Origin of the sequence: Pseudomonas sp. GD04091 (assembly GCF_029836165.1) — a bacterium.
GTDB lineage: Bacteria > Pseudomonadota > Gammaproteobacteria > Pseudomonadales > Pseudomonadaceae > Aquipseudomonas.
The window spans coordinates 455,911-476,041 of sequence record NZ_JAOEBG010000001.1 but is presented as its reverse complement, the minus strand read 5'-3'; the positions used below and the strand labels follow the sequence as shown (position 1 = coordinate 476,041).

General features: G+C 64.7%; 27 protein-coding genes. All 27 read left to right on the top strand.

Annotation, left to right across the window (positions count from 1 at the left end):
• Positions 1–324, top strand: coding sequence for a hypothetical protein (locus N7422_RS02245; RefSeq protein ID WP_279804935.1), 324 nt, complete (start codon positions 1–3; stop codon positions 322–324).
• Positions 324–1,001 (top strand): hypothetical protein, encoded by a 678-nt coding sequence (locus N7422_RS02240; RefSeq protein WP_279804934.1) that lies wholly within the window; start codon positions 324–326, stop codon positions 999–1,001. Before N7422_RS02245 ends, N7422_RS02240 begins: the two co-directional genes overlap by 1 nt.
• Positions 1,002–1,086: 85 nt before the next feature.
• Positions 1,087–1,698, top strand: a complete 612-nt coding sequence (locus tag N7422_RS02235) for a hypothetical protein (protein ID WP_279804933.1) — start codon at positions 1,087–1,089, stop codon at positions 1,696–1,698.
• Between the two features lie 2 nt (positions 1,699–1,700).
• Positions 1,701–2,243 (top strand): tail fiber assembly protein, encoded by a 543-nt coding sequence (locus N7422_RS02230; RefSeq protein WP_279804932.1) that lies wholly within the window; start codon positions 1,701–1,703, stop codon positions 2,241–2,243.
• Between the two features lie 29 nt (positions 2,244–2,272).
• On the top strand, positions 2,273–2,770 hold the full coding sequence (locus N7422_RS02225) for a hypothetical protein (protein ID WP_279804931.1): 498 nt from the start codon (positions 2,273–2,275) through the stop codon (positions 2,768–2,770).
• Entirely contained in the window at positions 2,767–3,324 is a 558-nt protein-coding gene (locus N7422_RS02220; protein WP_279804930.1) for a phage baseplate assembly protein V, read from the top strand. Before N7422_RS02225 ends, N7422_RS02220 begins: the two co-directional genes overlap by 4 nt.
• A gap of 140 nt (positions 3,325–3,464) precedes the next feature.
• The gene (locus N7422_RS02215; protein ID WP_279804929.1) at positions 3,465–4,685 is read left to right on the top strand and encodes a pyocin knob domain-containing protein; all 1,221 of its coding nucleotides are present in this window, start codon (positions 3,465–3,467) and stop codon (positions 4,683–4,685) included.
• A 12-nt stretch (positions 4,686–4,697) separates the two neighbouring features.
• Positions 4,698–5,078 carry a tail fiber assembly protein gene (locus N7422_RS02210; protein WP_279804928.1) on the top strand — a complete coding sequence of 127 codons (381 nt, stop codon included), beginning with the start codon at positions 4,698–4,700 and terminating at the stop codon, positions 5,076–5,078.
• Between the two features lie 103 nt (positions 5,079–5,181).
• A complete protein-coding gene (locus N7422_RS02205; RefSeq protein WP_279804927.1) occupies positions 5,182–5,508 on the top strand; it encodes a GPW/gp25 family protein in 327 nt (108 codons plus the stop codon).
• Positions 5,505–6,386: a baseplate J/gp47 family protein gene (locus N7422_RS02200; protein ID WP_279804926.1), complete on the top strand. Its 882-nt coding sequence runs from the start codon at positions 5,505–5,507 to the stop codon at positions 6,384–6,386. The genes N7422_RS02205 and N7422_RS02200 overlap by 4 nt, the downstream gene beginning before the upstream one ends.
• 1 nt (position 6,387) lies before the next feature.
• On the top strand, positions 6,388–6,996 hold the full coding sequence (locus N7422_RS02195; RefSeq protein WP_279804925.1) for a phage tail protein I: 609 nt from the start codon (positions 6,388–6,390) through the stop codon (positions 6,994–6,996).
• Positions 6,989–8,929, top strand: coding sequence for a phage tail protein (locus N7422_RS02190; RefSeq protein WP_279804924.1), 1,941 nt, complete (start codon positions 6,989–6,991; stop codon positions 8,927–8,929). Before N7422_RS02195 ends, N7422_RS02190 begins: the two co-directional genes overlap by 8 nt.
• The gene (locus N7422_RS02185) at positions 8,926–9,357 is read left to right on the top strand and encodes a phage tail assembly chaperone (protein WP_279804923.1); all 432 of its coding nucleotides are present in this window, start codon (positions 8,926–8,928) and stop codon (positions 9,355–9,357) included. The genes N7422_RS02190 and N7422_RS02185 overlap by 4 nt, the downstream gene beginning before the upstream one ends.
• Before the next feature lie 82 nt (positions 9,358–9,439).
• Complete coding sequence (locus N7422_RS02180; RefSeq protein ID WP_279804922.1) at positions 9,440–10,606, top strand: phage tail sheath family protein; 1,167 nt, start codon at positions 9,440–9,442, stop codon at positions 10,604–10,606.
• A gap of 13 nt (positions 10,607–10,619) precedes the next feature.
• Positions 10,620–11,129 (top strand): phage major tail tube protein, encoded by a 510-nt coding sequence (locus N7422_RS02175; RefSeq protein WP_279804921.1) that lies wholly within the window; start codon positions 10,620–10,622, stop codon positions 11,127–11,129.
• Positions 11,130–11,141: 12 nt separating this feature from the next.
• Complete coding sequence (locus tag N7422_RS02170; protein WP_279804920.1) at positions 11,142–11,444, top strand: phage tail assembly protein; 303 nt, start codon at positions 11,142–11,144, stop codon at positions 11,442–11,444.
• A gap of 227 nt (positions 11,445–11,671) precedes the next feature.
• Positions 11,672–13,789, top strand: coding sequence for a hypothetical protein (locus N7422_RS02165; protein ID WP_279804919.1), 2,118 nt, complete (start codon positions 11,672–11,674; stop codon positions 13,787–13,789).
• Positions 13,790–13,801: 12 nt separating this feature from the next.
• Positions 13,802–14,647, top strand: a complete 846-nt coding sequence (locus N7422_RS02160; protein ID WP_279804918.1) for a phage tail protein — start codon at positions 13,802–13,804, stop codon at positions 14,645–14,647.
• Entirely contained in the window at positions 14,622–14,828 is a 207-nt protein-coding gene (locus N7422_RS02155) for a tail protein X (RefSeq protein WP_279804917.1), read from the top strand. Before N7422_RS02160 ends, N7422_RS02155 begins: the two co-directional genes overlap by 26 nt.
• 57 nt (positions 14,829–14,885) lie before the next feature.
• Positions 14,886–15,920 carry a contractile injection system protein, VgrG/Pvc8 family gene (locus N7422_RS02150; RefSeq protein ID WP_279804916.1) on the top strand — a complete coding sequence of 345 codons (1,035 nt, stop codon included), beginning with the start codon at positions 14,886–14,888 and terminating at the stop codon, positions 15,918–15,920.
• Between the two features lie 144 nt (positions 15,921–16,064).
• Positions 16,065–16,274 (top strand): Com family DNA-binding transcriptional regulator, encoded by a 210-nt coding sequence (locus N7422_RS02145; RefSeq protein WP_279804915.1) that lies wholly within the window; start codon positions 16,065–16,067, stop codon positions 16,272–16,274.
• On the top strand, positions 16,261–16,812 hold the full coding sequence (locus tag N7422_RS02140; RefSeq protein ID WP_279804914.1) for a glycoside hydrolase family 19 protein: 552 nt from the start codon (positions 16,261–16,263) through the stop codon (positions 16,810–16,812). The genes N7422_RS02145 and N7422_RS02140 overlap by 14 nt, the downstream gene beginning before the upstream one ends.
• Positions 16,809–17,315 carry a lysis system i-spanin subunit Rz gene (locus tag N7422_RS02135; protein ID WP_279804913.1) on the top strand — a complete coding sequence of 169 codons (507 nt, stop codon included), beginning with the start codon at positions 16,809–16,811 and terminating at the stop codon, positions 17,313–17,315. The genes N7422_RS02140 and N7422_RS02135 overlap by 4 nt, the downstream gene beginning before the upstream one ends.
• Positions 17,316–17,368: 53 nt before the next feature.
• Positions 17,369–17,938 carry a hypothetical protein gene (locus N7422_RS02130; protein ID WP_279804912.1) on the top strand — a complete coding sequence of 190 codons (570 nt, stop codon included), beginning with the start codon at positions 17,369–17,371 and terminating at the stop codon, positions 17,936–17,938.
• A 30-nt stretch (positions 17,939–17,968) separates the two neighbouring features.
• Positions 17,969–18,451, top strand: coding sequence for a nicotinamide-nucleotide amidohydrolase family protein (locus tag N7422_RS02125; RefSeq protein ID WP_279804911.1), 483 nt, complete (start codon positions 17,969–17,971; stop codon positions 18,449–18,451).
• A gap of 104 nt (positions 18,452–18,555) precedes the next feature.
• On the top strand, positions 18,556–19,623 hold the full coding sequence (recA, locus tag N7422_RS02120) for a recombinase RecA (protein ID WP_279804910.1): 1,068 nt from the start codon (positions 18,556–18,558) through the stop codon (positions 19,621–19,623).
• Positions 19,624–19,631: 8 nt separating this feature from the next.
• Complete coding sequence (gene recX / locus N7422_RS02115; protein ID WP_279804909.1) at positions 19,632–20,102, top strand: recombination regulator RecX; 471 nt, start codon at positions 19,632–19,634, stop codon at positions 20,100–20,102.
• Positions 20,103–20,131 lie beyond the last annotated feature (29 nt).

Below are 20,131 nucleotides of genomic sequence, written 5' to 3'. Positions count from 1 at the left end.
TTGCAAACCTGGAATGAAGACGCGAGCCCGAACCTGGACACCAGCAACCGGCTGGGCACCCTGCTCGGCTCGGTGGTGACCGGGACCCGCGCGGGGAGCCTGATCGTGCCGGAGCTGGCGCGTGGCGAGCCGTTCTACTTTTTTCACCCTGACGTGTTGCCGTCGCGGCCACCGAGCTTTCAGCTGCCCTACGAGCTGATCTATCCGGTGGTCAAGCTCCAGGGGCAAACGCTCAGCTGGAGCTTCCCGGCGTTTCGCTTCACAGGCGCCTATGCGCAATTCGGCTACAGCGTTTCGGTGGAAATCATCTATGGGGTGTTCTGATGGGGCTGGAAGTCTTTGCCGACGGCAATCACATACAACTGACGGGTAACAACCCGGTGCTCAGCCTGGTGCACAAGCGCACGGTCGCGCTGGTCGAAGGGTTCGATCCGTTCAACCGTACGCTGATGGCCGGCGCCGATGTCACCTTGCCCGCCCACGGCGTGCTGCTGCTAGGGGATACCCAGGGCCAGTACGTCTCGGTGGAGTACGGGCTGGGACACAAAGATGTGGTTCGGTTCGCCTGCTTCAATCCCACCGTCATCACGATCTATGTGTTCGCCAAGGCACCGATCATGCCTAGCAAGTGGGGGTTGCAGAGTTACTCGGCGACCGGTGAGTTGCTGTATGACTCGAGCCACAAGACGTTGCGCATTGCCTATGCCGGGCCGGTGAGCAAGGCAGGGATGGATTTCCCGGTGGTGCCTGGCAACACCTATGCCGCCGGGCTGGCGTACTACCGGCGTTACTACCTGGTTCCGCCATTTCACACCACGACATTTGTCCAGCGCGACATGATTCGTGTCGATCACGGCAGGGTCAGCCTGGGGCGCCGCCTGGCGGTTATCGAGGATCAGAGCTGGTCCGACGAGATGTTCCTGGAACCCAATGCGAGCATGCCTGATCCCGAGCCCGGCCCAATGGCGCCGCTGATCATCGCGAGCGTTTCCGGCTACTGACGATAGCGTTCGCTCATCAGCGGCAACCTCCCTCCAATCCGTTCGCCAGCCCGAAGCTGGCGAACGGCCCAGCATGGAAATACACATGGCCAAGCAGACCATCAATCTCGGCACCGCCCCTGGTGGTGCCGGCGGCGACACCCAGCGTTCCGCCTGGGTCAAGGCCGTCGCCAATTTCGACGAACTCTATCAAGCCGACGCCACCTTGCAGACCACCAAGGCGGCTGCCGGCACCAATGCTGACATCAAGGCGCTGACCGGGCTGGTCACGCCGCTCACCCTGGCCCAGGGCGGGACCGGCGGCAAAAGCGCGGTCGAGGCCCGTACCGCCTTGGGGCTGGGCAGCGCGGCGACCCGCAACGTCGGGCAGACAGCAGGCAGCCTGCTCGAAGTGGGGGCGTTCGGCCTCGGCGGCAAGTCATCCCCCTACAGTGATTCGATCAACCGCATGGAAGGTGGCTTTTCGCTGATCACACCCAACACCCAGTACGTCGGGGCCACGGGCATCGGCTACGGGTGTGTGCTGACGGTGCCGTACAGCGAGAGCGAGTTCCGTGGCGCGCAACTGTTCTTCGGACAGTCGCCGGAGGCGCGCCTGGTGCTGCGCTCGGGCAGCTTCGCCACGGCGACCTTCAACGTCATCTACCACACCGGCAACACCACCCGTGCCGCCGACGGCACCCTCAAGGCGATCTGACCATGACCCGAGCCGCAATCAACCTCAATGGCCCGACGGGCGAGGTCATCGATGTGACCTCGCTGGGGCGCAACACGATCAGCAGCCACAAGGCCGGCGTCGGCGAGTACCGGGTGCAGGGCACCCTCGGCATGGCGCCGCCACCGGAGGGCTGGGGCTATGTCATCAACCCGCTGGACGCCGGAGTCGAAGTGCGCATCCGGCATGTCGCACCAACGCTTGAGATCAGCGTCAGCCGCGACGGTGTCGCCACCGACCTGCAGCACAGCCTGACCTTGCACGTGGCCGTCGAGCCGCTGCCGCCCGAGCCGCTGCCCGAGCCCCGTCCCGACCCGCTTGCCGCCGCCCTGCGCGAGATCGCCAGACGGCGCGCCCAGGCCGACCAGATCATTGCCCCGCTGCAGGACGCCGTCGACCTCGAAGAGGCCAGCGACCTGGAGCAGGACAACCTCAGGGCCTGGAAGCGCTACCGCGTGGCGCTCAACCGTCTGCCCGATCAGGACGGTTTCCCTGAAACCATCGAGTGGCCGTCCGCCCCGCAATGATCGCTGCTCTCTTGCATGAGGAATCGCCGATGAGCGAACTCTCCACACTCAGCGCGACGCTGACCGCCAGGGTGCGCGAAGCGCTGCCGACCCTGGCCTCGGTCGACAGTCATGACAGCGCCGAAACCACACTCGCGTTGCCGGCCCTGCGCCACGGCATCCTGCGCATGACTGCCGACGGCGCGCCCCGCGATGGTCGCTCGGTGCTGATCGCTACCTTCGAGGCCGACATCACCCTGGATACCACGCAGCCCGAGGCGCGCCTGCAGGGCAGCGAGCTGGCGGCGCAACTGATGGACTTGCTGCGCCAGCAGCTGTGGGGATTGGATTTCGTCGAAGCCAGCCGCAACGTGCAGGCGCAATACGAAGGTTCCGGCTGGAAGGTGCGCTGGGAGCAGCCGATCTTGTTCGGCGAGCCGCAGTGGGCCTGGCCCGATCAGCCGCCCGGCAGCCTGCTGCTGGGCGTCGATCCGGACACCGGCGCCGGCAATCAGCACAAGTACCTGGCGCCGGAGGACCTGGCATGAGCTACGCCACGGCGATGCACGACCGCATGCTGGCCTGCCTGGTGATTCCCTGCTCGGTGGTCGCCGTGGACCTGGTTGCGGCGCGGGTGCGGGTCGGTGACGGCGACTGGACCAGCGCCTGGGTGCGCTGGCACGGCCTGGCCGCCGGCAAGGCGCGGCACTGGCGGGCGCCGAGCCTGGGCGAGCAGGGCGTGCTGGTCAGTCCCAGCGGCGAGCCGGCTCAAGGCACCTTCGTGCCTGGCCTGTATGGCAACGCGGGCAGCGCGCCGGACAACCGCGACCACGTCGAAGTCTGGCGCTTCGATGATGGCGGCTCGCTGAGCTACGACTGGCAGGCCGGACGCTACGACATCCAGCTGCCCACGGGCAACGCCACCATCAAGGTCGGCGCCAGCACCCTGGCGATCAACGACGGTGCCATCACCCTCGATGCCGCCGCCATCACCTTGACCGGCAATGTCACGGTCAAGGGCCCGCTGCTGGTCAGTGGTGACATCAACGGCGGCGGGCGGATCATCGATACCGCCGGCAACACCGCCAATCACAAGCATTGATACCCGCTGCCGGTGGCAGCGTGGCAGCTATCTGATCGGCAACACACTCATCACCGCCTTTGCAGGGCCAGCAATCAGGGCGCGGTCGGGGCCTGCAACAACGGCTTGGTTCTGGACGTTACAGGATATTAGGAGGTCATATGCCACTCGATCTGGTCAAACTGGGAACCCCTCCCACTGGCGCGGACGGTGACGTTGCGCGTACCGCGTTCATGCGGATCAACAACAACTTCAAGATGATGGACGACATTGGGCTGACAGCGCCCATTTCGCCCACCCGAGACATTGCCGACCTCAACCAGGCCACCAGCCCCGGTTGGTACAGCGCACTGAGCGGCACAGCGAGTCACCGTCCGCCAGGGATCAGCTATCCGTTGGTCTGTGTCGCACAGGCCGCCGTCGGGTTCATTGTCCAGACCGCGCTCGACCCCATGACGGGGAAGTCGGCGAGCCGGGGGTTCAATGCCAACATCCAGACCTGGAGCGACTGGCGGGAACATCCGGGGGCGTCCGATCTTGGCACTGCGGCCTTCGCCGCACTGACTACATCCACGGCCGACTCCACCACTGGCCGGGTCTTGAAGGTCGGGGACTTTGGCATCGGCGGTTTCACCCCAGGCGTGCAGGAGGGTGACATCAATGCGCTGCGCTCCACCGGCGACTATTACGTCGAGGGCAAGAGCCTGAATGTCTTGCCGTTCAATACCAATGGTTATCTGCGCGTCTGCTCGGTGACCGGCGGTTACGCCATGCAGTCGTTCACCGCGTACAACGACAGCGGCATCTACCAGCGCATGCTGATCAATGGCACGTGGACGGGATGGTACGAGAAGTGTGCTCCGACCACTCGGTTGAGTGTTTCGAGCAATCTGAACTTTGAATACAACCGTGATTGTCAATTTGTCGATACCACGGTCAACCGACCCGCTTTCATCGCCTACGGTGTCGTACGGACTCTGTGGCGACATGCCAACAGCGAGTGCGTGCAGATCGCCTGGTCCGTCACCAATGAGCTGACGGCCATGCGCCGGGTGATTGGTGGGGCCTGGACGGCATGGGTCAATACCACGCCGATGGGGACCGTGGGGCAGGGCTGGCAAGCGACCGCCCGGGCCCTCAATACCTCGTATCTGAACGACAGCGGGCGACCGATCCAGGTCAAGGCCCTGGTCGGCCCGGCCTCCCAGGTCAACTCGTACCTGCAATGGGTCGTCAATGGCGTCACGCTCACCGGGTCCTACAGTGGCGCGGCGGGGCAATACATCGACAGTGGCGCCATCATCGTGCCAGCGGGCGCGTCGTATGGACTGTTCGGTGGTAACAACCCCGGTCCGCTCAACAGTTGGGTGGAAATGCGATGACAGGAGGTCGAAATGTTTGATCCACAGATGAAGTATTACCGAGACGAACCCTGGGATGGCCTGGCCATGATCCATGCGTTCAAGGCCGATGGCTCGCAGGATGACTACATCGGCGAGTCACGGGTGTCGATGACCGAGGCCGAAGTCGAGGACTACTACCGGCGGACATTGACGCTCGACCCTCTCAGGGCAGCCCAGGCCGAGCTTCTGCGCCTGCGCAGTCTTGCCGATACCGCCATCGCCCCCTTGCAGGATGCCGTCGACCTTGATGATGCCCGCGAGGCAGAGGCCGCTCGACTGAAGGCGTGGAAGCGCTACCGCGTGGCGCTGAACCGTGTGCCCGAGCAGCCAGGCTACCCCGCCGGGATCGACTGGCCGGCACTGCCGTCCTGAACGCGTCGAATCGAGCCCCAAGCCCGCGCCTGCGGGCTTTTTCATATCAGGAGAACGTCATGCCTATCCATTCAAGGGATGTGCCCGGAACAGGAGGTGCCCCATGATCGGCATGGACCGCCGCAACGGCCAGCCCTTGTCGGGCGTCGCCCACCTGCGTCAATCCATCGAGGACATCCTCACCACCCCCCTGGGCAGCCGGCGCATGCGCCCGGAATACGGCAGCCAACTGCGCCGCTACGTCGACCTGCCGGTCAACGAAGGTTGGAAAAGCGCGGTGCAGGCCGAGGTGGCTCGCGCCCTCGGGCGCTGGGAGCCGCGGCTGAAACTGGAACGGGTCAAGGTCGTGGCGGTGCTCGACGGCCAGGTCAGCCTGGCCTTGAGTGGCCGCTACCTGGACGACGACGCGCTGGTGGAGGTGACCGTATGAGCCAGGTCGACCTGTCGAAACTGCCTGCCCCGCAACTGCTCGAAGACCTCGATTTCGAGGTGCTGTACCAGGAGGACCTGGCCAGCTTCCGCGCCCAGCTTGGCGACAACTGGAGCGCCAACCTCGAAAGCGACCCGGTCACCAAGCTGATCGAGGTCGGTGCCTACCGCAAGCTGCTCAACCGGGCACGGATCAACGACGCGGCCAAGGCGCTGCTGCTGGCCTATGCCCGGGGCAGCGACCTCGACCAGCTGGCGGCCAATGTCAGCCTGCAACGCCTGGTGATCCAGGCCGCGGACCCTGGCACGACGCCGCCGACCGAGGCCGTGCTCGAATCCGACGACGCGCTGCGCGAGCGAGTGCAGCTGGTCTACGAAGGCCTGACCACCGCCGGCCCGCGCAACAGCTACATCCTCCATGCCCGCAACGCTTCGGGACGGGTCGCCGACGCGACCGCCGAAAGCCCGTCGCCGGCCGTGGTGGACGTCACCGTGCTGAGCCTGGACGGCGATGGCGTGGCCAGTCCCGAACTGCTGGCGCAGGTCAGCGCCTACCTCGACGACGACGACATCCGCCCGGTCGCCGACCGGGTCAACGTGCGCAGCGCCCAAGTGCTGCCCTACCAGGTCGAGGCGGTACTGCACATGGCTGACAACGGCCCGGAGTTCGAAGCGATCCTGTCCGAGTGCCGGCGTCGTCTTCAGGCCTGGATCAATCCGCGCCGACGGCTGGGCGTCGAGGTCGCCCGTTCGGGGATCGACGCGCAGTTGCACATCGACGGCGTGAGCCGCGTCGAGTTGATCGGCTGGAGCGACATCCGTCCCAGCAAGGCGCAGGCGGCCTGGTGCACTGGCATCGACCTGCGGCGGGGGGGCTGACATGCACAGCCTCCTGCCGCTCAACCGCACGCCGCTGGAGCGGGCCATCGAGGTGGCCGCCGACGAAGACCTCAAGGCTACCCTGCGCACCCTCTACAACCCCGACACTTGCCCGACGCACCTGCTCTACCAGCTGGCCTGGGCCTGGTCGGTGGACCGCTGGGACGACAGCTGGGGCGAGGCGATCAAGCGCTCGGTGATCCGCTCGGCGTTCTTCGTCCATGCCCACAAGGGCACCCTCGGCGCCCTCAGGCGGGTGGTCGAGCCGTTCGGCTACCTGATCGAGGTGCAGGAGTGGTGGCAGACCGAGCCCGCCGGGGTGCCGGGGACGTTCGCCCTGAAAGTGGGGGTGACCGATACCGGCATCAGCGAGCAAACCTACAACGAACTGTCGTCGCTGATCGACGACGCCCGGCCGGTCAGCCGCCACATGACGGGGCTTGCCATCAGCCTCGAAAGCCGTGGCGCTCTTCATTTCGGCTGTGCGCTGCAGGACGGCGACGAGCTCGACGTCTATCCACCGGCGCCTGCTGACGTGGTCGTCAACGGCGCAATCGGTCGCGGCGGCCGGGAACATACAATCGATACCTTGGACATTGCACATGGTTGACCAGAATTCCCAGTTCTACGCCATCCTCACCAACGTGGGCGCGGCGAAACAGGCCAACGCGGATGCCTTGGGCATCCCGTGGAAAATCACCCAGATGGGGGTGGGCGATGCCAACGGCGTCGATCCCATGCCCAACGCCACCCAGACCAGCCTGATCAACGAATGGCGCCGGGCGCCGTTGAACCAACTGAAGGTGGATGACAAGAACAGCGCGATCATCGTCGCCGAGCAGGTCATCCCGGCGGATGTCGGTGGCAAGTGGATCCGCGAGATCGCGCTGTACGATGCCGATGGCGACATGGTCGCCGTGGCCAACTGCGCCCCGACCTACAAGCCATTGCTCAGCCAGGGTTCGGGGCGTACCCAGGTAGTGCGCATGAACCTGATCGTCAGCAGCGCCAGCAACGTGCAGCTGAAGATCGATCCGTCGGTGGTCCTTGCTACTCGGGATTATGTCGATAGCCGCATCAGCGAGGAAATCAACAAGCTGGATAGCAAGCAGTCTGTCCGGGTGGCAACCTCGGTCAACATCGCTCTGGCAGGTTTACAGGCTATCGACGGTATACAACTGGTATCAGGTGATCGGGTACTTGTGAAGAGCCAGGCGGTGCCCAAGGATAACGGGCTGTATGCGGCTGCTATCGGCGCCTGGTCGCGTACGTCGGATGCAGACAGCAGTGCGAAGGTTACTCCGGGCATAGTTGTAGCCGTGGAGCAGGGGGCGACCCTGGCTGACACTATCTGGCAATTGATCACTGACGGCCCGATCATCTTGGGCTCAACCGCGCTGATGTTCCGTGACATTACCGACGGCTTTGCCCGTCTGCTGTCTCCGGCCTTCGCGGGCACTCCGACCGCTCCCACTCCGGACCAGTTCGACAGCGGTAAACGTTTGGTCACTACTGATTTCGCGAAGCGTATGGGGCTCGAATATTCGAGCTTTGGGTCGGTAGCAACCAGCACAGCACTGACGGCCGTCAACATCGGTGGTCTGATCAGTGCCTCAAGCATTGCGCCCATCACAGTAACGCTGCCGTCTACGATGGGCGTTGCCCAGGGTGCCACGATCGCGGTCGTCAGCGCCGGCACTGGTGCAGTAACGGTCGCAGCGGCGGCGGGCGGCGATATCGTCTACACCTCGACCGGTTTTGCCGGCCCGATTGTACTGGGGCTGGGTGATTCGGCGGAGTTCATCAAGTTAGCTGGGCAGTGGCGTCTGGTCGGCGGCAGCATCATGTTGCGCTATTCGCAAGTTATGAAAGAGGGCAGCTTTACCACTCGCCCGCAATTCGATAACACCCAGTGTCTGGCGACGACTGAGTTTGTGCAGCGGGAGATTGGAAATTACAGTGGTCAGAAGGGCGTCAGCGGCGCCTATACAGTGGTCCCGACTGATTCAGGAAAAGTGCTCAGCCTCACGGGCGGAGGCTACACGATTACTCTACCGTCTATTTCATCCTTTGCTGTTGGCTCCAAGATCAGGTTTATGAACTTTGGAACGGGTGCCATTCAGGTAGTGGGTTCGGGCTTGATAGGCACAGTGTCCATCGGTATCACTGATTCGCTTGAGGTAATCGCCACTCTCGGCGGTTGGATGTTGGTTGGTGGGAGCGCCTTGCTTGGTTCAAGCTCCGGCTTTGGGGCCTCGCTCAATGGTACCGTTGGGTATCAGAAGCTTCCAAGCGGAGCAATTGAGCAGTGGGGGGTATACGTCGGAGCGCCCTCGGGTTCGGATACGGTGATCACGCTTCCCGTAGCAATGCTGGCGGTACCAACCTGTATAGAACTTACATTTGCGAACTTCAGCGGCGGGGAAAACGTCGGAGTCGCCCCCGTTCTTCAAGCCAGAAACAGTACGCCGGGCAGTATTACGGTGCGTAACTTATTTGTAGGGTCGTCGTCGTTCTTTTGGAAAGTGAGAGGTCGTGTATGACAACGTTATTCAGCCCGGCGACTGGATTTTTCTATGACGATCACGTCAACAGTTTCATTCCATCCGACGCTCGTAAAGTGAGCGACGAAATACATCAGACATTGCTGGCGGGACAAAGTGGTGGTCGTCGGATTATTTCGGATAAGAACGGCTTTCCTATTCTGACTGATCCGCCCCCTCCAGATCTTGGAGTGCTGGGCACTATTGAACGACAGTGGCGTGATGAGCGGCTAGCCGCCACGGATGGTGTTGTATCGCGACACCGTGACGAGTTGGAGGAAGGCGTGGTGACCACGCTGACTACCGATCAGTACATAGAACTGCAGGCATATCGTCGGGCTTTGCGGAACTGGCCCCAGGGTAGCGACTTCCCGTCGGCTGAGCACCGGCCGCCGACGCCAGCCTTGATGGCCAGCATCATTCCATGACGCCTCGCACTGACGGGGCGTTTTCTTAACCGCTGTATCAATGGCCTCGCTCTGCGGGGCCTTTTCGTATCTGGAGATTTACATGAGCGGATTTTTCCACGGCGTCACCGTGACCAATGTCGACACCGGCGCCCGCAGCATCGCGCTGCCGTCGTCCTCGATCATCGGCTTGGTCGATACCTTCACCGAAGGCCCGGGTGTCACCGCCAAGGCCAACGACCTGGTGCTGATCACCAGCGAGCGCGAAGCGGTCGCGGCGTTTGGCCAGGACGCGGCGATCACCAAGGCCTGCCGTGCCATCTACAGCCGCGCCAAGGCGGTCATCGTCGCCTGCGGCGTGGCCAAGCTCGAGGACGCCGCCGAGCAGACCTCGGCGATCATCGGCAACGTGCTGGCCGACGGCAAGCGCACCGGCCTGCAGGCGCTGCTCGACGGCAAGAGCCGTTTCAACGCCCAGCCACGCCTGCTGGTCACCCCCAAGCACAGCGCCACCCAGGCGGTCGGCACCGCGCTGGTGGCCCTGGCCGACAAGCTGCGCGCCATCGCCATCATCGACGGCCCCAACACCACCGATGAAGCGGCCATCGCCTATGCCAAGCACTTCGGCGCCAAGCGCGCGTTCCTGGTCGACCCGGGCGTGCGTTACTGGGACAACGGCGAAGAGGCCACCGTCGATGCGCCGGGCTCGGCCTGGGTCGCTGGCCTGTTCGCCTGGACCGACCGCGAGTACGGCTTCTGGGCGTCGCCTTCGAACAAGGAGTTCGTCGGCATCACCGGTACCACCCGGGCGGTGGAGTTCCTCGATGGCGACGACAGCTGCCGCGCCAACCTGCTGAACAACGCCAACATCGCCACCATCATCCGCGACGACGGCTTCCGCTTGTGGGGCAACCGCACCTTGTCGAGCGACCCGAAATGGGCCTTCGTCACCCGCGTGCGGACCCTGGACATCGTCATGGACGCGATCCTCTATGGCCACAAGTGGGCCGTGGACCGCTCCATCACCGCCACCTACGTCAAGGACGTCACCGAGGGCCTGCAGGCCTTCATGCGCGACCTGAAGAACCAGGGCGCGATCATCAACTTCGAGGTCTATGCCGACCCGGAGCTGAACACCGCCAGCCAACTCGAGCAGGGCAAGGTGTACTGGAACATCCGCTTCACCGATGTGCCGCCTGCCGAGAACCCCAATTTCCGCGTCGAAGTCACCAACCAGTGGCTGACCGAAGTCCTCGATTCCGCCGCTTAAGGAGCGCACCTGCATGGCAATGATTCCCGAAACACTGGCCAACCTGAACCTGTTCGTCGATGGCGTCAGCTTCCAGGGCGACGTGCCCAGCCTGACCCTGCCCAAGCTCACCCTGAAGATGGAGGAGCACCGTCCCGGCGGCATGGACATGCCGGTCGAGATGGACCAGGGCATGGAGAAACAGGAAGCCGCCTTCACCACCAGCGGCGTGCGCCGCGAGGCGCTGAAGTTCTTCGGCCTGGCCGACGGCACCGCCTTCAACGGTACCTTCCGCGGCGCGTTCAAAGGCCTCAAGGGCCAGATCAAGCCGGTGATCGTCACCCTGCGTGGCTCGCTGAAGGAGATCGACATGGGCGACTGGAAGTCCGGTGACAAGGCCGAGATCAAGCACAGCGTCGCCGTCACCTACTACAAGCTCGAGGTCGATGGCCGACTGGTCTACGAGATCGACGCCCTGGGCATGAAGCGGGTGATCGATGGGGTCGACCAGCTGGCTGCGCAACGCGCCGCCCTTGGCCTTTAAGGAGAATGCTCGATGGCTCAAGCGAAAATGATGCCGCAATGGCTGACGGTCGATGCCGAACGCGTGACCGTGCGCCTGTCGCGTCCCAGCGAAGCCAATGGCGTACAGGTCGACAGCCTGTCGCTGCGCGCCCCCACGGTGCGTGATATCCGCAACGCCCAGGCCGGCGCCGCCAGCGATGACGAGCAGCGCGAGCTGAACCTGTTCGCTTCCCTCGCCCAAGTCGGTGTCAAGGACCTTGAAGGGCTGGCCCTGAAGGACTACAGCCGCCTGCAAGCCGGCTACTTTCGCCTGGTGCAGGACGACGAGCTTTGACCCAGCCCGGCAGAAGGCCGCCGCCAGGCGGCTGGCCAGGGAGTTGAATTTCTCCGCCAGCGAGATCATGACCATGTCGTTCAGCGACATGGTCTGGTGGCTGACGGATTGAAAGGGAGACGCGGATGGCGAACAGATCAACGGTGGCGCCTGGCGCTCCCGGTGCCACTGTCCCAGCACTCGCAGGCCCGTTCGAGGGGCTGCGTGGCAGCACGGTGCCCGCGAGGATGCTGGGTATCACCCAGCGGTCGCCCGACCCTGGTGGGGTAGACAGTGAGGGGGCGCCTGCGCAGGAAACGGAGGCGGTACGGGAGAAGGACGAGCAGCCCGAGTCCTTGCAAGCGCAGCAACGGCAGGTCGGACTGCTTGAGCAACAAAACGGTCTTCTGGCTCGGGCCCTGAATGCCTGGAAGGCCCCCTCGGAACCTGGATTGGTACCCGAGGTCGGCCAGGCGGTACGCGATGCGGGGGCATCGATCCTGATCGCGGGCGGCGGTTACCTGGCGGCGAAGGGCGCCGCCCAGGTACCTGCGATGATCGGCAGAACGCGAAGCGGCACGGGCGGTTCGACTGACAGCGAGGGGCATCCTGACGGAGCCCGGATCAGCGCATCCGCCAGCCCTGGCACCGTGTACCTGCCGGCGCTGGTCATTGGTAACGATGATCGCGCCCTGGGTAGGGACGATTATCCACTCGGCGCGGATGCGACACCGGCGCCGGTGCCAAGGCCTGCGGAGCCGGGGCGGTGGGCGCAGGCGCTGCAGGCCGGCAAATCGGCGGGTGGCATGGCAGGGCTGGATGCGTTGATGAAGCTTGCCTTCACGGCGACCACCGCCTCCACCCCGGAGCAGAAAGGCGAGGGCGTGGGGGGCGCCGCAGGTGGTTTCATCGGTACCGTGACGGGCGCCATGCTGGGTAGGAGCCTCAAGGTGGGAGCCCCTGCCGCCTCGATGATGCTGGGCTTTGCCGGCGACAAGGTCGGCGGTGCGTTGGGCAAGGGGCTGATGGCCACGTCTGGCAACGCGCCACAACCTGATGCCGGCAGCGGGCAGTCGGCACCGACGATGGCCAGTTCGCCATCGCCGGCGACCACCTTGTGGGGCACCTTGGCTGGTGCCGCGGGGATAGGCGCGGGGGCGGCCGCCTTCAGGCACCGAGACCGGCTGCGTCGCCTGGGGCGTGGCAAAGGCAGCCTGGCGCTGGACGAGCCTTTTCCACTGGGCGCGGACGCCGGACCGGCGCCCACTGGCATCAATCCTTCTGCGGGGCGCCTGGCCAGGCTGAAGGAGGCCTTCAAGGCACCCGGCAAGCTGCCGTGGGTAGAGGCTGGAGTGAAGGCGGCCTACACCTATGCCACCGCCAAGACGCCCGAGGAAAAGGGGGCAGGCTATGGCGGTGCGATAGGCGGCGCGGTAGGCACCGCGTTGGGGGGCTTGTTCCTCAGCGGCATCGTCGGGCCGCCGGTCGCGATGCTGATAGGCAACGCGGTCGGTGACAAGGTGGGTGGTGTGGTTGGGGGATGGGTCGGCAAGACGCTCTTCAGTGACAAGCCTGGAGCATCGATCGCCCAGCGTGACACGCATCAGGATGGCCGCATGCCGGCACGCGGGCTCATCGACGAGTCGGAGGGCAGCCGGAGCATCAGGCCGCTTTCGTCAACATCGTCGGATGCTTCGCCTGGGCCTGGAAAGCCCATCAATACATCTGCTGGAGGTATTGCCACGGGGCCGCTGGCACTTGCGCCGGGCACGCCTCCTGTGGCGTCGGCAGGCAAATACTTTGTCGAGCGCGCCGCCGAGTTTGAGCCGCTCTCGCGGGCAAATGGACTGCTTGGCCCGTCGGTCTCCCTGCGTGATCCACGCGAGGTGACACTCGTGCCGAAACGTGAAGTGCTCGATGAGCAGGTTGGCGAACGGATCGCCAGACAGCGCTTGTCAACCGTGTCCAGCTTTGTGCCGGCGCCGCGGGCAGCCGTCGAAGTGCCCGCCATTGGAGGCACGGCGCCACGGACAGTGTTTGGGGCAGGTACGCCGGCCGCCACACCGGTGAGCAAGTACTTCTCCGAGCGCGCCGCGGAGTTCGGGGCGATTACGCTGGCGAATGTGCCGCCTGCGCCGGTGACGCTGCCGGAGGCCATGCAGCCTCCGGCGAATCGAGGCATGCCCGCGCAACCGACCACCCAGCAGTTCACCTTCACCGCGAACATGCCCATCACCGTGCAGGGCAGCGTGGATGCGCCCAACCAGCTCGCCCAGCAACTCGAGGAATCGGTCCGGCGCGTGATGCAGGACCTGCAGAGGCAGGCCTACAACGCACAGCTGGCCGACCACCCCAATGCATTCTGAACAGGAGGAACCATGACCTATCTGGAGCAGCTGCAAGCCACGCTGCAGGCCCTGGTCAAGGCGGGAGAGGCAGGGCGTCGGCGTGCCGACGCCATGCTCGATCCAGTGAACGAGGCGATCGACCATGTGCGGGGTGCGGTCGCCGAGCTGGAAGGGCTGCCGGTGGTCGGGCCGGTCATCGGCGCCAGGTTGCAGCGCACGATGCGGGCGATTGCCACGGCTCAGGCGCAAGTGTCCAAGGTACTGGCCAGATATGACCAGGCGCTTGGCGTGGTACGCCAGGTGCGTGAGCGCATCGATGCCTTCGCCGGGCATGTGGTCAAGGCCGGGACGGCGATACGCCGGGTGGCGGGGGAGGTGCGCTCGACCGTCGATGGCGTGCTGTCGACGCTGGGCTTCGCGCCCATGACCACGCCGGCCGCCGAAGCGGTCAAGCCGTTCCCGCACCTGCTGGTGCTGCAACCCTTGAAGGTCGGGGCCACGCCCTACTACTTCAACCTCGACACCGCGGCCTTCGACCAGTTGCGCCGGCAGACGCGCTTTCGCTGGGCCGGGCAGGAGCGACTGAGCCGTGCAAGTGCCCAGCAGGCCGTCAGCCTGGGCGAGGAAAGCATCACCATCCGTGGCGCGATCTTCCCCGGGTTCAAGGGCGGAATCGGTCAGTTGCAGACGCTGCGCGGCATTGGTCGCCAGTTGCTGCCGTTGTCGTTGACCACCGGCTACGGCGAGGTGCTCGGCACCTGGTGCCTGGCCAGCATCGAGGAAGAGCAGAGCGTGCTGCTGGCTGGCGGCATTGCGCGCAAACAAGGTTTTTCATTGGAGTTCGTCAGCTATGGCCAGGACCTGCAAAACGTCTGAGGGCGACCTGCTCGACACCCTCTGTCAGCACTACTACGGGCACCTGACCGGCACGGTGGAGGCCGTGCTGGACGCCAACCCGGGGTTGGCGGACGAGGCGCAGCCGTTTCGTGCCGGTGTGAGGATTCTGTTGCCGGAGCTGCCGCTGGCGGCGAGCGACGCCGTCCAGCTGTGGGACTGACATGCCGTCGACGCGCAGCGCGGTGACGCGTTTCAAAGCAACCGTGGAGCCTGAACCATGCAACCTCAATTTCGCATCATCGCCGACGGCAACGACATCACCACGTTGATCAATGACCGTTTGCTGTCGTTACGCACCACCGATAAACCTAGCATGGAGTCGGATGAGTTCGAACTGCGCATCGACGCCCGCGATGGCGCCGTGGCGCTACCGGCCAGGGGCGCGTTGCTCGAGGTTCACCTGGGTTATGCCGGGCGACCCTTGAGCCGCCTGGGCCGCTATACCGTGGATGAGGTCGAGTTGTCCGGCCCGCCCGACACCCTGGTGATCCGCGGCAAGGCCAGCGACCTGCGCGGCACTGGCAAGACCATCCGCAGCGGCAGCTGGGAAAACGTGACGCTGCAGCGCATCGTCGCCGAAATCGCCGCGCGCAACGGCTGGCAGGCGGTGTGCCCGGTGGCTGCGTTGGTGCCGCGGGTCGATCAGTACAGCGAGTCGGATTTCAACTTCATCACTCGCCTGGCCCGACTGCACGACTGCACCGCCAAGCTCGCCAACGGGCAATTGCTGGTGATGCCGCGCCAGGGCGGGCAGAGCGCCAGTGGCAAGCCTTTGGGCGTGGTGACCATTGCCCGTGCCGATGTCAGCCAGTGGCAGTTCAGGCTGGCGGACAAGAACACCCACAAAGCAGTCAGGGCCCGGCACCCGGACAGCGCCAGCGGTCGTCTGCAGGCCGTGGAACTGGTCAATGGCGACGCGCCGCAGGGGGTGCAGCCGGTGTATACCGACCGCCACCTTTACCCCAACCGCGCTGCCGCCGAGCAAGCCGTCCGGGCGCGACTGGCCAGCTTCAACCGCGATAGCGCCAGCGTTCGTCTGGACATGCCGGGACGCACCGACCTGTTCGCCGAGCGCAGCATCGAGACCAGCGGTTTTCTCGCCGGGCTGGATGGCGTGTATCTGATCGAATCGGTGGAGCAGATGTTCACCGGCACTGGCTGGCGTACCACCGTGCAGTGCAACGGCGGGCGCCAGGGCAAGGCGCGGGCCAAGGGCGCGGCGCCGTATCGCAGTGGGGCGCTCAAGGCCTGATGGGCAAGGAGAGGCTTTCCCGGTGCCTGTGGCCGAGGGCAATTCCTATAGTCGTCGCTCAATCGGCGGGCCGACCAGGAAGGGCAGTACATGAGTGACTTACCTCTTGATCGGAGGTGACCTTCGAACCGTCAGGACCAGCCCATGTTCATCGATCTACGCTGCGGCCAGTGCAACAAGCTGCTGGCCCGCATCACCCCCGTTTCCGAGCTCCAGATCAAGTGCGGCCGGTGTCGTACCTTGAATCATGTGAAAGCCACGCGCTTCGAGCCATCGCCCATGAGCGAACCCATGGCGGCCGCGTCCGCCGTTCGATCAGACCGCAATGGAGAAGCCATCGATGCTGCTCACTGAACAACAACTTCGCCAGATCTACCCGCTCGCCGGCCAGCGCGCCGTGACCTTCCTTCCCGCCCTCAACACGGCCATGGCCAATTGGGAAATCGACCACCCCAAGCGCATCGCCGCATTCCTGGCCCAGGTCGGTCACGAGTCCGGCCAGTTGCGTTACGTCAAGGAACTGGGCAACGACCGTTACCTGGCGCGCTACGACATCGGCAGCCTGGCGTTGCGCCTGGGCAACACCCCCGAGGCCGATGGCGACGGCCAGCGCTATTGCGGTCGTGGCCTGATCCAGGTGACCGGGCGCAACAACTACCAAGCCTGCAGCCGGGCACTGTTCGGTGACGAACGCTTGCTGGCGCAGCCGCAGATCCTCGAGCAACCGCGCTGGGCCTGCGAGTCGGCGGCCTGGTTCTGGCATTCGCGCGGCCTCAACGCGCTGGCTGATCAGGGCGAGTTCAACCGGATCACCCGGCATATCAATGGCGGGTTGAATGGCCTGTCGGATCGCCTCGAACTCTGGGGAAGGGCGCGCGAGGTGTTGTGTTGAACCGCCTGCGGCTTGGGCTCTGCGGGGTGCTGATGCTGCTGTGCGCGGCAGTGGCCTGGCAGGTCCAGAGCTGGCGCCTGGGGCAGCAGTTGGCCGAACAGGAACAGGAATTGGTGCGCCAACGCCTCGACCAGGCCGAGGCGCTGCACCGCCTGATGCTGGCCGAGCGTGAGCGGCGCCTGAGCCTCGAGCGGCGTCTGCAGGATAGTGAAGCGAAACATTTCCAGGAGCTCAACGATGCTCAACAATCTCAAGCCCGTCTGCGTGATCGCCTTGCTACTGCCGATCTGCGCCTGTCGGTCCTGGTCGAGCGCGACGCCAGTTGCACCACAGTGCCTGCCGCCACCGCTACCAGCGGCCTGGATCATGGCCCCGTACGCGCCCGACTTGACCCGCAGAATGCTCGACGAATTATCGCCATCACCGACGACGGCGATCGCGGACTGATCGCCTTGCGCGCCTGCCAGGATCATCTGCGTGCGCTTGCGCAACCTGACCGCTGATGGGGATCACGGCATAATGGCGTGCCTTACACATTGCCGGGAGCAAGGACTGCATGAAATCGGCCGCGAAGCATTCGCCCTCTCGTCTGGCGCAGTGGCTGGTCATCGCCCTCGGCGCATTGCCGGTGTTCCTGCTGGCCTTCTGGGTGCCAGCGTTCGCCGAGGGGGACGCGGCTATCGCGCTGGAGCGGTTTCTCGATGACCATCTGCTGGGGCGTGTCGGCCCCTGGTCATCGGAGTTCCCCCTGATGTCCAAGGCGGTCGCCAACTACATCGCCATCGCCGCGCTGCCTGGCGCGCTGGGGTTGATCGTGGTGTGGCGTCGGCACCTGCGGCCGATCGAGCAGATGCCTGCCCTGGCCTTGCACCGCTGGCTGCTGTTCCTTGCTGGCTGGCTGGCGCTCACGGCGCTGGTCATCCACCAGCACTATTTCAGCTATACGGACTTTGCCCTGCAGCGTTCCAAGTTTCGTGTCTTCGGTCGGTATCCAGTGCTGTATCCCTTCTATGCCGCGGCGGCGATGTGGGTGATCGAGCTCGTGGTCATGGGCAGCTACGCCCTGTTCGTGCATTACCCGGGCCAGTGGCTCGCGCGGCGTGCTGGTGGCCGTGGTGGGTGTTAGGGTATGCGCAGTCCCAACCAGGAGCCTGCCATGGACCCGATCACCGTTCTTTCCACTCGCCTGGGCGAGCACCTGCGGCGCTTCAAGGCCCAGGTGAGCACCGCCGAGTCCTGCACGGGCGGCGGCATTGCCGAGGCCATCACCCGCGTTCCCGGCAGCTCGGCCTGGTTCGAGGCGGGATATGTGACCTATTCCAATGCCCAGAAGACCCGCCAGCTGGGTGTCCCCGAGCCATTGTTCGCCCAGGTCGGCGCGGTCAGCCAGGAAGTGGTCGAGGCGATGGTCCGTGGCGCCCAGGCGGCCAGCGGCGCGCGCTTCGCCGTGGCGGTGAGCGGCGTGGCCGGCCCCGACGGCGGCTCGCCGGCCAAACCGGTGGGCACGGTCTGGCTGGCGTGGGCCGACGGCAGTCATGTCAGCAGCGAGCGGCGCCACTTCGATGGCGACCGTGAAGCGGTCCGTCGACAGACGGTGATCGCCGCGCTAGACGGCTTGTTACAGCTTGGTGCCGAGTAAATCGCCCAGCGGGGGTTTGCGGAAACGAATCCCTGTGGAATAATACTGGCTACTTATACAGTTGTTCCGGCCCCAGGGCCTAAGTCGATCACGTGAGGATTTCAATGGACGACAACAAGAAGCGCGCCTTGGCTGCGGCCCTGGGTCAAATCGAACGCCAATTCGGCAAGGGCGCAGTCATGCGCATGGGTGACCACGAGCGTCAGGCCATCCCCGCCATCTCCACCGGCTCCCTGGGCCTGGACATCGCGCTGGGCATTGGTGGCCTGCCGAAGGGCCGTATCGTCGAAATCTATGGTCCGGAATCCTCGGGCAAGACCACGCTGACCCTGTCGGTCATCGCCGAAGCCCAGAAAAACGGTGCCACGTGCGCCTTCGTCGACGCCGAACACGCCCTTGATCCCGAGTACGCCGGCAAGCTGGGCGTCAACGTCGACGACCTGCTGGTCTCGCAGCCCGACACCGGTGAACAGGCCCTGGAAATCACCGATATGCTGGTGCGTTCCAACGCCGTGGACGTGATCATCGTCGACTCCGTGGCGGCCCTGGTGCCCAAGGCCGAAATCGAAGGCGAGATGGGCGACATGCATGTCGGCCTGCAGGCCCGCCTGATGTCCCAGGCGCTGCGTAAGATCACCGGTAACATCAAGAATGCCAACTGCCTGGTCATCTTCATCAACCAGATCCGCATGAAGATCGGTGTGATGTTCGGCAGCCCGGAAACCACCACCGGTGGTAACGCCCTGAAGTTCTACGCCTCGGTGCGTCTGGACATCCGTCGTACCGGCGCGGTCAAGGAAGGCGACGAGGTGGTCGGCAGCGAAACCCGCGTCAAGATCGTCAAGAACAAGGTTTCGCCACCGTTCCGCCAGGCCGAGTTCCAGATCCTCTACGGCAAGGGCATCTACCGCAACGGTGAAATCATCGACCTGGGTGTTTCCCAGGGCCTGGTGGAAAAATCCGGTGCCTGGTACAGCTACCAGGGCAACAAGATCGGCCAAGGCAAGGCTAACGCTGCCAAGTACCTGCAAGAGAACCCGGCCATCGGCGCAGAGATCGAGAAGCAGATCCGCGAGAAGCTGCTCACCACCAATGCCGTAGCTACCGCTGGCAAGGCCGCTGCCGCTGAGGCCGATGCCGACGACATGGCTGACGCCGACGCCGGTTATTGATCTGCCCCATGTCCGTCGTACTCGACACCCCCGTCGCTGTTCGGCGGACTGCCATGGACCTGCTCGCCCGCCGCGAGCACGGTCGCGTCGAGCTGACGCGCAAACTGCGCCAGCGCGGTGCTCCAGATGAGCTGATCGAGCCCGCGCTCGATCAGCTGGCTGAAGAAGGGCTGCTCAGTGAAGCCCGCTATCTCGAGAGTTTCATTCGCTATCGATCCAGTGCCGGCTATGGCCCTGCGCGTATTCGCGAGGAGCTTGGTCAGCGTGGCTTGAATCGAGGTGATATCGACCAGGCCCTTCGCGAGAGCGGGGTGGACTGGACGGCGCAATTGCGAGATGTCTGGCAGCGCAAATTTGCCGGGCAACGCCCTCAGGATCCGCGCAGCCGGGCCCAGCAAACCCGTTTTCTCGCCTACCGTGGTTTCCCCATGGATCTGATCGGCCGGCTGCTCAGCGGTCGCGATCTGGACGACTATTGATGCCCTGCATGGCTGGCACGCACGCGTGT